Annotated in this window: 10 protein-coding genes; all 10 read left to right on the forward strand. The window is 39.0% G+C overall.

The features are described from left to right. The first annotated feature begins 21 nt into the window (after nt 1-21). The 10 genes from A6E04_RS12780 (at nt 22) to lpxB (ending at nt 10,965) form a co-directional block, all read left to right on the forward strand. On the forward strand, nt 22-783 hold the full coding sequence (locus A6E04_RS12780) for an undecaprenyl pyrophosphate synthase (RefSeq protein ID WP_026025364.1): 762 nt from the start codon (nt 22-24) through the stop codon (nt 781-783). A 3-nt stretch (nt 784-786) separates the two neighbouring features. After that, nucleotides 787-1,626, forward strand: a complete 840-nt coding sequence (locus A6E04_RS12785; protein ID WP_017021229.1) for a phosphatidate cytidylyltransferase — start codon at nt 787-789, stop codon at nt 1,624-1,626. Between the two features lie 108 nt (nt 1,627-1,734). Next, a complete protein-coding gene (gene ispC / locus A6E04_RS12790; protein ID WP_012550909.1) occupies nt 1,735-2,937 on the forward strand; it encodes a 1-deoxy-D-xylulose-5-phosphate reductoisomerase in 1,203 nt (400 codons plus the stop codon). Between the two features lie 2 nt (nt 2,938-2,939). Next, nucleotides 2,940-4,298 (forward strand): sigma E protease regulator RseP, encoded by a 1,359-nt coding sequence (rseP, locus tag A6E04_RS12795; protein WP_012550908.1) that lies wholly within the window; start codon nt 2,940-2,942, stop codon nt 4,296-4,298. Nucleotides 4,299-4,326: 28 nt separating this feature from the next. Beyond that, nucleotides 4,327-6,747 carry an outer membrane protein assembly factor BamA gene (bamA, locus tag A6E04_RS12800; RefSeq protein ID WP_065611586.1) on the forward strand — a complete coding sequence of 807 codons (2,421 nt, stop codon included), beginning with the start codon at nt 4,327-4,329 and terminating at the stop codon, nt 6,745-6,747. Between the two features lie 75 nt (nt 6,748-6,822). Continuing rightward, nucleotides 6,823-7,338 carry an OmpH family outer membrane protein gene (locus tag A6E04_RS12805; RefSeq protein ID WP_017021225.1) on the forward strand — a complete coding sequence of 172 codons (516 nt, stop codon included), beginning with the start codon at nt 6,823-6,825 and terminating at the stop codon, nt 7,336-7,338. Between the two features lie 8 nt (nt 7,339-7,346). After that, nucleotides 7,347-8,366, forward strand: a complete 1,020-nt coding sequence (lpxD, locus tag A6E04_RS12810) for a UDP-3-O-(3-hydroxymyristoyl)glucosamine N-acyltransferase (protein WP_065611587.1) — start codon at nt 7,347-7,349, stop codon at nt 8,364-8,366. Nucleotides 8,367-8,493: 127 nt separating this feature from the next. After that, the gene (gene fabZ, locus A6E04_RS12815; RefSeq protein ID WP_026025362.1) at nt 8,494-8,946 is read left to right on the forward strand and encodes a 3-hydroxyacyl-ACP dehydratase FabZ; all 453 of its coding nucleotides are present in this window, start codon (nt 8,494-8,496) and stop codon (nt 8,944-8,946) included. A 2-nt stretch (nt 8,947-8,948) separates the two neighbouring features. Continuing rightward, nucleotides 8,949-9,737, forward strand: coding sequence for an acyl-ACP--UDP-N-acetylglucosamine O-acyltransferase (gene lpxA, locus A6E04_RS12820; protein ID WP_012550903.1), 789 nt, complete (start codon nt 8,949-8,951; stop codon nt 9,735-9,737). A 76-nt stretch (nt 9,738-9,813) separates the two neighbouring features. Continuing rightward, complete coding sequence (gene lpxB / locus A6E04_RS12825; protein ID WP_065611588.1) at nt 9,814-10,965, forward strand: lipid-A-disaccharide synthase; 1,152 nt, start codon at nt 9,814-9,816, stop codon at nt 10,963-10,965.

Consider the following 10,965-nt stretch of genomic DNA (forward strand, 5'->3'; position numbering starts at 1 on the left):
GGGAGTTATATGACCAATCACATTCACACAGAAGCCTTATCATTAGATATATTGCCAAAACACATTGCGGTAATTATGGATGGTAATGGGCGCTGGGCAAAAGCTCAGGGTAAACCTCGTGTATTTGGTCATAAGGCTGGGGTTGATGCGGTAAGAAAAACCATATCAGCGGCCAGTAAGTTAGGGATTAATGCCATTACTCTGTTTGCTTTTAGCAGTGAGAATTGGCGTCGTCCAGAAGAAGAAGTAAGTGTTCTCATGGAGTTGTTTATCACGGTACTTTCCCGTGAAGTAAAACGTCTTCATAAAAATAATATTCAGTTGCGTGTTATAGGTAATACCTCTCAATTTAGCTCTCGTCTTCAAAAGAAGATTTTAGAAGCAGAAGCATTAACACTTGAAAATTCAGGTTTAGTGTTAAATATTGCGGCTAATTATGGTGGGAAATGGGATATTACCCAAGCAGTGCAGCGTCTTGCTTATCAAGTTGAGCAAGGTAATTTACAGGCAGATAATATTAACGAAGCATTGATCGCTTCGAAACTGACGATGTCAGATTTGCCTGATGTGGATTTGATGATAAGAACCAGTGGCGAATGCCGGATCAGTAACTTTATGTTATGGCAGATGGCTTATGCTGAGTTTTACTTCACTGACCAATATTGGCCTGATTTTAATGAACAAAGCTTAGCGAATGCAGTTGCTTGGTTTGTTAGTCGAGAAAGACGATTTGGTTGTACCGGTGAGCAAATCCAAGCTCTTATGAACGAAAAGGATCGATAAAGTTTGAAACAGCGTATAATTACAGCCCTTATTTTAGCTCCTCTAGTTATTGCCGGTATTTTCATGCTGCCAATGCAAGGTTTTTTAATCGCGATTACGGCCATTACACTGATTGGTTTTTGGGAGTGGACTCAATTTACTGAGTCAAAATCTCGTTATATAGCTATTATTCCTTCAATTGCTGCATTAGCGGCTTCATTGGTATTTCTCCCTACTTCAACGCTTGAGTTAGCAATCCCATCGGATAGTCATTATATGATGCTCTTAGTTGGTTCGATTTGGTGGTTGATCGCTTCAGGCTTAGTGCTTACCTTTCCTAGCAGTAAAAAAATGTGGCAAAACAATCTACTTTTAAAACATCTTTTTGGTTGGCTAACGATGATCCCATTCTTATGGAGTATTTTATTACTTCGTGCTGATAACTATGCGTTTGATAGTTATTATGGGGCAAAACTCGTGCTGTTAGTTTGCCTGCTTGTATGGGCAGCCGATAGTGGCGCTTATTTTGCTGGAAAAACATTTGGTAAACGAAAAATGTCGCCTGCAGTTAGTCCAAATAAAACGATCGAAGGTTTAATTGGCGGGATCATCACAGCAATTATTATTGGTTGGGGAGCGGCAAGCGCTTTTGAGATCAAATTTGATAGTACCGCTGCGATGTTAGGTATTTTTATTGCTACCATCATTATTTCAGTACTTGGTGATCTCGTTGAAAGTATGTTTAAACGAGCATCTGGTATTAAAGATAGTGGAACTATCATTCCTGGGCACGGTGGTATTTTAGACCGTATTGATAGTTTAACGGCTGCCTTTCCTGTATTCGCATTTTTATATCTCTTTTAGTCATTCTTCAGCTCTTTACGTAGAGCGACATAAAAAATGATAGGTTTAATGCGGCAGATAGTATGATCTGCCGCTTTTCTTTCTTACTTTCATCATGGTCACTTCATTATGCGCAAGTTAACCGTTCTTGGGGCTACAGGCTCTATTGGTAGTAGTACACTTTCAGTCGCAAAACAAAATTCACATCAATTTGAAATCGTTGCTCTCGGGGCGGGTTCAAATGTACAAAAGATGTTTGAACTATGTTGTGAGTGGCAACCTAAATATGCGGCGATGGCCGATCCAATCTCTGCTTTAGCTCTTCAACGTCAACTAAAATCAAACTCGATAAGAACAGACGTTTTTTCTGGAGAAGAAGGTCTATGCCATATTGCTCAACTTGATGAAGTTGATACTGTTATGGCTGCTATTGTCGGTGCTGCTGGCTTGCTACCTACGATGTCTGCTGTTAAAGCGGGTAAACGTATTCTATTAGCGAATAAAGAAGCGTTGGTGATGTCGGGTCAATTATTTATTGATGCTGTTGAAAAATATGGGGCCGAATTACTCCCTGTTGATAGTGAACACAATGCTATATTTCAATGTTTACCAGAATCAATTCAAAGAAAATTAGGGCGTTGTGATTTAGATGCCCATGGCGTGAGTTCTATTTTATTAACCGGTTCTGGTGGCCCATTTCGATATACTGATATTTCAGAATTAGTGTCAGTGACACCAGAAATGGCAATTGCTCATCCTAATTGGTCTATGGGGCCTAAAATATCCGTTGATTCAGCAACGATGATGAATAAAGGATTAGAGTACATTGAAGCTCGTTGGTTATTCAACACAACAAAAGAGCAACTAAAAGTAATTATTCATCCTCAATCTGTTATTCATTCTATGGTCCAATATAAAGACGGTTCTGTATTAGCTCAAATGGGACTGCCAGACATGAGAACACCAATAGCGTGTACAATGTCTTACCCTGAGCGTATTAGTTCAGGTGTTGAACCTCTTGATTTCACTAAAATTGGAGAGCTTTCCTTTTTAGAGCCAGATTACTCTCGTTACCCTTGCTTGAAATTAGCTATTGATGCGTGTTACTCAGGTCAGCATGCGACAACGGGATTAAATGCGGCAAATGAACAGTCGGTTGCTGCATTTTTAAACAATGAAATTGGTTTTACGGATATCACTCGAATTAATGAGCAGGTTTTGAACAAAGTATGTGCAAACTTCCAAAACCTTGAGCTAGATAGCTTGGAAAGCCTGATCGACCTAGATAGAATGGCGCGTAATTATGCCGATGAGGCTCTTAAAAAGGTTTAACTATGTCAGAACTACTTTGGAATTTAGCATCGTTTATCATTGCTCTCGGTATTTTGGTTGCCGTGCATGAGTATGGCCATTTCTGGGTAGCTCGCCGCTGTGGCGTTATTGTTGAAAAATTCTCTATTGGATTTGGTAAATCTATTTGGAGTAGAAAAGGCAAAGACGGTACAGAATACAGCATTTCAATGATCCCTTTAGGTGGATATGTGAAGATGCTGGATGAGCGAGTCGATGACGTCCCTGAAGAATTAAAAAAACACGCATTTAATAATCGTCCGTTATGGCAACGAAGTGCAATTGTTGCTGCGGGTCCTATTGCTAACTTTATTTTTGCCGTTTTTGCTTGTTGGTTAGCTTTCATGATCGGGGTGACTGCATTAAAGCCAGTAGTTGGTTCTGTTGAAAACAACTCTATATTTTCTCAAGCAGGAATTGAATCAGGAGTGGAACTAAAAGCCATTTCAGGAATCAAAACCTCGGATTGGGAATCGGTTAATATGGCGATTGTTTCTCATATTGGTGATGAATCAATGACGGTAACTTATAGTGACAGCGATAATATTGGTGTTGATGTAACTAAGCGTTTGGATCTATCGTCATGGAAATTCGATCCTGAAAAAGATTCACCAATGCTAACGTTGGGTTTTAGACCTTACCGACCAGAAGTAACATTAACGATAGCTAATGTTAGTGATAATAGTGCCGCGAGTCGTTCTGGAATGTTAATTGGGGATATTCTTTCTTCAGTGAACGGTAAAGAATTATCCAAATGGCAGCAAATGGTGGATGAAATTCAAGGCAATCCTAGTGCGCCAATGTCAATTGTTGTTATTCGTGATGGCATTGATACGACATTGACGTTAACACCAGATAGCCGCGAGGATTCGGAAGGTAAATTAATCGGTTTTGCCGGTGTTTCACCTGAGTTTAAAGGGTGGCCTGAAGGATATCGTTATGAAAAACAATATGGTCCAATTGTTGCGTTAGAAAAAGCAATGATAAAAACTGGCAATATTATAGATTTAACATTGACCATGACTAAGAAGTTATTCACGGGTGATGTCGCTTTAAATAACCTAAGTGGTCCTATTTCTATAGCAAAAGGAGCAGGGGCCACCGCGGATTATGGTATTGTTTCATTTTTAGGATTTTTAGCCTTAATTAGCGTAAATTTAGGTATTATCAATTTATTACCTCTTCCGGTATTGGATGGCGGTCATTTACTGTTTTTTGCTATCGAGGGAATTACACGTAAACCCGTACCAGAAAGAGTTCAAGAAATCGGTTATAAAGTAGGAACAGCACTTATTATGTCTTTAATGGCTGTTGCATTATTTAACGACTTTATGCGCCTTTAAGCAGTAGCAAGGAATAATTAGACGTATTATGGCGATGAAAAAATTGTTGATTGCTACATTGCTTTTTAGCAGTGTAGCAGCACAAAGCGCAGAAACATTTGTAATTGATGATATACGCTTTGAGGGATTGCAGCGTGTAGCATTAGGTGCTGCGCTTTTAAAAACACCAGTCCGTGTTGGCGATAGTATGAGCCAACAAGATGTATCTCAGGTAATTAAAGCTCTATTTGCCTCGGGTAACTTTGAAGATGTAAAAGTATTTCGTGATGGGAGCACGTTACTCATTCGAGTAACTGAGCGTCCGACGATTGCTAATATTTCCTTTTCTGGAAATAAAGCAATTAAAGAAGAGCAATTACAACAAAATTTAGAAGCGTCTTCTGTTCGAGTAGGTGAGGCTTTAGATAGAACAACATTAAGTAACATAGAGAAAGGCTTAGAAGACTTCTACTATAGTGTTGGTAAATACAATGCAACAGTGCACGCCATTGTTACTCCATTACCTCGAAATCGTGCTGATTTAAAATTTGTGTTTACTGAAGGTGTTTCCGCTAAAATTCAACAAATTAACTTTATTGGAAATAAAGTATTTACTGATGAGCAGCTATTAAGCCGTTTTAATCTAAATGTTGATGTTGCTTGGTGGAACTTTTTAGCGGATGAAAAGTATCAGAAGCAGGTTTTAGCGGGTGATATTGAAGCGTTACGTTCATATTACCTTGATCGTGGTTACTTAAAATTCCAAGTAGACTCAACACAAGTCTCAATCTCTCCTGATAAAAAAGGTGTGTATATCGCTTTAACCGTAAAAGAAGGTGAAGCTTATACTGTCAATGGCGTTAAGTTCCAAGGCGACCTTATTGGTAAAAAAGAAGAGTTTGAAAAACTGGTTACTTTTGAGGATGGTGATGTTTATAACGGCTCAGCAGTTACGCGCTTAGAAGAAAGTGTAAAGCGTATTCTGGGTGAAGCGGGTTATGCATACCCTAAAGTTCGAACTATACCTGAATTTGATGATGAGAATCAGACCGTATCTTTGGCTATAAATGTTGAAGCTGGTAATCGCATATATGTGCGTGATATTAAATTTGTTGGTAACACATCAACAAAAGATGAAGTATTACGACGTGAAATGCGCCAGATGGAAAGCAGTTGGTTAAACTCTAAATCTATTGAAACGGGTAAAGCACGTTTGAACCGTCTAGGTTTCTTTGAAACTGTCGATGTTCAAACCGTACGTGTTCCTGGCTCTGATGATCAAGTTGATTTAATTTATTCAGTTAAAGAAGCGAACTCAGGAAGTGTTAACTTTGGTGTTGGTTATGGTACTGAATCAGGCGTAAGCTTCCAAGTTGGTCTGCAGCAAGATAACTTCATTGGTTCTGGTAACCGTGTTGGTATCAATGCCATGATGAACGATTATCAAAAGAACATCAGTTTAGATTATCGTGACCCTTACTGGAACCTAGATGGTGTCAGTCTTGGTGGTAAGATTTTCTATAATGAATTTGAAGCTTCTGATGCTGGTATCGTCGATTATACCAACCAAAGTTACGGTGGTAATTTAACGTGGGGTTTCCCATTTGATGAATTAAACTACTTTGAAATTGGTGTTGGTTATACGCATAACAAGATCTCTAATCTTGAAATGTATATGCAGATTGAACAATACTTGAATTCGGTTGGTGAAGCTTATGATGAAGCCGATCAAACACTGATTGTTAGTGATTTTGATGTAACGTTATCGTGGACGCGTAATAACTTGAACAAAGGGTATTTCCCTACAGCAGGTAACTACCAACGTGCTTCTTATAAAATAACAACACCAAACTCAGATTCTCAGTTCTTTAAAGCACAATATGAAGCTCGTCAATATTTCCCATTAACTAAGAAGCACGAGTTCGCTTTATTAATGCGTGGTAAAGTTGGCTATGGTAATGGTTATGGACAGACCGACGGTAACGATAACCTGTATCCATTCTATGAGAACTTTTACGCAGGTGGTTTTACAACGTTGCGTGGTTTTGGCTCAAACTCAGCAGGACCAAAAGCGGTTTATAATGAAAACTCAGTAGGGAATAACCCTAATTATAAAGCAACAGATGATTCTGTTGGTGGTAATGCAACCGCATTAGCAAGTATTGAGCTAATTGTACCAACCCCATTTGCAAGTGAAGAAGCTCAAGGTCAAATACGTACCAGTGTTTTCTTTGATATGGCAAGTGTGTGGGATACGGAATTTGATTATAAAGATCCAAAACCGGGTATGGACGGCGCTCAGTATTATTATGATTACTCTGACCCAACGAATTTCCGTTCATCTTATGGTGCAGCACTACAATGGATGTCACCAATGGGGCCGTTAGTATTCTCAGTTGCGAAACCAGTGAAGATTTATGAAGGTGATGATGAAGAATTCTTCAGTTTTACCATCGGGCGAACTTTCTAAGCATTGAATGCTCTAATAGAAAAGTGTTAATGTAAATGTTATCTATAGTAGATACTACAATAATTAAATAAGGGTATGATTTTGAATAAGTTGGTAAAAGCAGCCGCTTTAGGCACCGTTTTGTTAAGTGGTTCTTTTTTCGCTAATGCAGCAGAAGCAGCAACGAAAATTGGTTATGTAAACATGGCTCAAATTGTTCAGCAAATGCCACAACGTGAAGCTATTTCAGAAAAGCTTCGTGCCGAATTTAAAGATCGTATCGATGAGCTTCGTGGCTTAGAGTCAAAAATCAAAGATAAAGTAGAAACGATTAAACGTGATGGTGAGCTACTTGGTAATTCAGGTAAAACAAAACTTGAGCGTGAAATTGCGTCTTTGCAATCAGATTATAAACTGAAGGCTCAAGCATTAGATGAAGATAATCGTCGTCGTCAAGGCGAAGAGCGTCAGAAACTAATCATGCAAGTTCAACAAACAGTTGAAAAAGTAGCAAACAAAGAAGGCTACGATATGGTTGTTGATGCAGCAACTCTACTTTGGGCACAACCTGAAGACAACCTATCAGAAAAAGTAATCAAAGCAATTAAATAAGGTTGAATATGACTCGTATTACGCTTGCTAAATTGGCAGAAAAATTAGGTGCAACCGTTCATGGTAACGGTGATGTTATTGTACATTCGATTGCTTCGATGAATAAAGCAAGAGAAGGAGACATTACGTTTCTTTCGAATGCAAAATATCGTAAGCAGTTAGCTGAGTGCCAAGCATCTGCAGTAATAGTAAAAGAAGCAGATGTTGAATTTTGCCAATCGAATGCATTAATAATGCGAGACCCATATTTAGGCTTTGCTCTAGCTGCACAGGCATTGGATACAACGCCTGCGCCAGCTACGGATATCGCCCCTTCAGCTTATATTGCAGCTGATGCAATTATTGGTAAAGGGGTCGCTATTGGTCACAATGCGGTCATTGAGTCAAAAGCGGTGATTGCAGATGGAGCGATTATTGGTTCTGGTTGTTTTATTGGACAAGAAGCAAAGATAGGTGAAAATACCAAGCTTTGGGCTAATGTTTCAATCTATCATCGAGTTGAAATCGGAAAATCCTGTTTAGTACAAGCTGGCACTGTTATTGGTTCTGATGGTTTTGGTTATGCAAACGATCGTGGCACTTGGGTTAAGATCCCACAATTAGGCACTGTTATTATTGGTGATAATGTGGAAATTGGTGCAAATGCAGCAATTGACCGTGGTGCGATTGATAATACGATTATTGAAAATAATGTAATTATTGATAATCACATTCAAATCGCTCATAACGTACAAATCGGATCTGGTTCAGCGATGGCTGGTGGTACTATTGTTGCCGGCAGCACGAAAATTGGTAAACATTGCATCATCGGTGGCGGTTCGGTTATTAACGGTCACATTGAAATCACAGATGGCGTAACGATTACTGGCATGGGAATGGTAATGAGAGGCATCTCTGAGAAGGGAATGTACTCATCTGGTATTCCACTTCAGCCGAATAAAGAATGGCGTAAAACCGCGACACGAGTTCATAAAATTGATGATATGAATAAGCGTTTGAAAGCGGTAGAAAAAAAACTGGTTGATTAAGCTCAGTTTTTCAACATTCTAATTAATAAGTATTGGTCTGCATTTTGCAGGCCTTTGTCTATCTATTATTACTCTATTTGAGCTACACTATTACTCAGATATGATATTGTTTTACAGGAATACTATTTTGACTCGTGAAAATAAAACACTAACGATTACAGAGATTCAGGCACTATTGCCTCACCGTTACCCATTTTTATTAATTGACCGCGTAATCGACTTTGAAGAAGAAAAGTACTTGCATGCGATTAAAAACGTGTCAGTTAATGAGCCTCAGTTTACGGGTCACTTCCCTCAAATGCCTATATTTCCCGGTGTTCTTATTCTTGAAGCTATGGCTCAAGCAACGGGTTTGTTAGCGTTTAAATCGTTTGGTGCTCCTGCTGAAAATGAATTGTATTATTTTGCTAGTATTGATAAAGCAAAATTCCGTAAGCCAGTAGTGCCAGGTGATCAGCTTGTTCTTGAAGTTGAATTCATTAAAGATCGTCGTGGTATTGCTCTATTTAATGGTGTCGCAAAAGTTGATGGCGCTGTCGTATGTTCTGCTGAACTTAAATGTGCGAGACGAGAGTTTTAATTATGATTCATGAAACGGCTCAAATTCACCCATCCGCAGTTATTGAAGGTGACGTGACTATTGAAGCTAATGTATCTGTTGGCCCATTTAGTTATATTTCAGGTAATGTAACTATTGGAGAAGGTACAGAAGTAATGTCGCATGTTGTCATCAAAGGTGACACGATAATCGGCAAAGATAACCGTATTTTTTCATTCGCGATTATTGGTGAAGAAAGCCAAGATAAAAAATATGGCGGTGAAGCAACAAAAGTCGTTGTTGGTGATCGTAACTTTATCCGTGAAAGTGTTCAGATCCATCGCGGTACGGTTCAAGATCGCGGTGTAACAACCGTAGGTAATGACAATTTACTTTGTGTGAATGTACATATCGCGCACGATTGTATTGTTGGCAGTAACATCATCATGGGTAACAATGCAACGTTAGCTGGCCATGTCACTATTGAAGATTATGCGATTGTTTCTGCATTATCTCCAGTGCATCAGTTCTGTACGGTTGGAGCTCATAGCTTTATTGGCGGTGCATCGGTTGTTGTTCAAGACGTTCCTCCTTTTGTTATGGCACAAGGAAATCACTGTAAACCTTTTGGTATTAATATCGAAGGGCTAAAGCGCCGTGGTTTTGAAAAGCCTGAAATTCATGCTATTCGCCGTGCTTATAAAGCGCTTTACCGTAACGGTAATACGTTAGAAGAAGCAAAAGAAGAGATAAAGACAGAAATTGAAGCATTCCCAGTTCTTCAAGGTTTCTTAGATTTGTTTGAAAAATCTACGCGCGGTATTATTCGTTAATTATGGCGTTTAGATAATTATATAAGCATATTATAAAGGCCTATTTCGTGTAGGCCTTTTTTATTTTGGAGTAAATATGACCAAACCATTACGAATCGGTATCGTTGCAGGAGAACTCTCTGGTGACACGCTAGGTGAAGGCTTTATTAAGTCGGTTAAAGCACAATATCCTAATGCTGAGTTTGTAGGGATCGGCGGACCTAAAATGATGGCTCAAGGTTGTGAGTCATTATTTGATATGGAAGAGCTGGCGGTAATGGGCTTGGTTGAGGTTCTTGGACGTTTACCTCGTTTATTAAAAGTTAAAGCTGAACTTGTCCGTTATTTTTCTCAAAATCCACCGGATGTTTTTATTGGTATTGATGCGCCTGATTTTAACTTACGTTTAGAGAAAACGTTGAAAGATTCGGGTATCAAAACCGTTCATTATGTGAGTCCTTCTGTTTGGGCTTGGCGTCCAAAGCGTATTTTTAAAATCGATGCCGCAACCGATTTAGTTCTCGCCTTTTTACCGTTTGAAAAAGCATTTTATGATAAATACAATGTGGCTTGTGAATTTATTGGTCATACATTGGCAGATGCGATCCCAATGCAGAGTGATAAAATAGCGGCTCGTAAATTGTTGGGTCTAGAATTAGATCGCCAATGGTTAGCGGTATTACCTGGGAGCCGTGGTGGTGAAGTGGCATTAATCGCAAAACCGTTTATAGAGACGTGTCAGAGAATACATCAAAAACACCCTAATATGGGGTTTGTTGTGGCGGCCGTGAATGAAAAACGTCGTGAGCAATTTGAAGTAATTTGGAAAGAAACGGCTCCTGAACTTGAATTTATTATCATTCAAGATACCGCTCGTAATGTAATGACTGCCGCAGATTCTGTTTTATTGGCTTCTGGTACAGTAGCACTTGAATGTATGCTAATTAAAAGACCAATGGTTGTTGGTTACCAAGTGAATAAATTAACCGGATGGATTGCGCAAAAACTCTCTATCACCGAATTTGTTTCATTGCCTAATGTGTTAGCAGGAAAGGAATTGGTTCAAGAGTTTATTCAAGAAGAGTGTCATCCTGATTTTCTATACCCTGCGATGGAAAAAGTATTAAGCCAAGATAACAGCGAATTGATCGATACATTTACAGAGATGCACCAGTGGATTAAAAAAGATGCAGATAAACAAGCTGCTAATGCCGTCTTACGTCTAATTAATAAAGAAACAGCAGAATAA

This window comes from Aliivibrio logei, from assembly GCF_001691055.1.
Lineage (GTDB): Bacteria > Pseudomonadota > Gammaproteobacteria > Enterobacterales > Vibrionaceae > Aliivibrio > Aliivibrio salmonicida.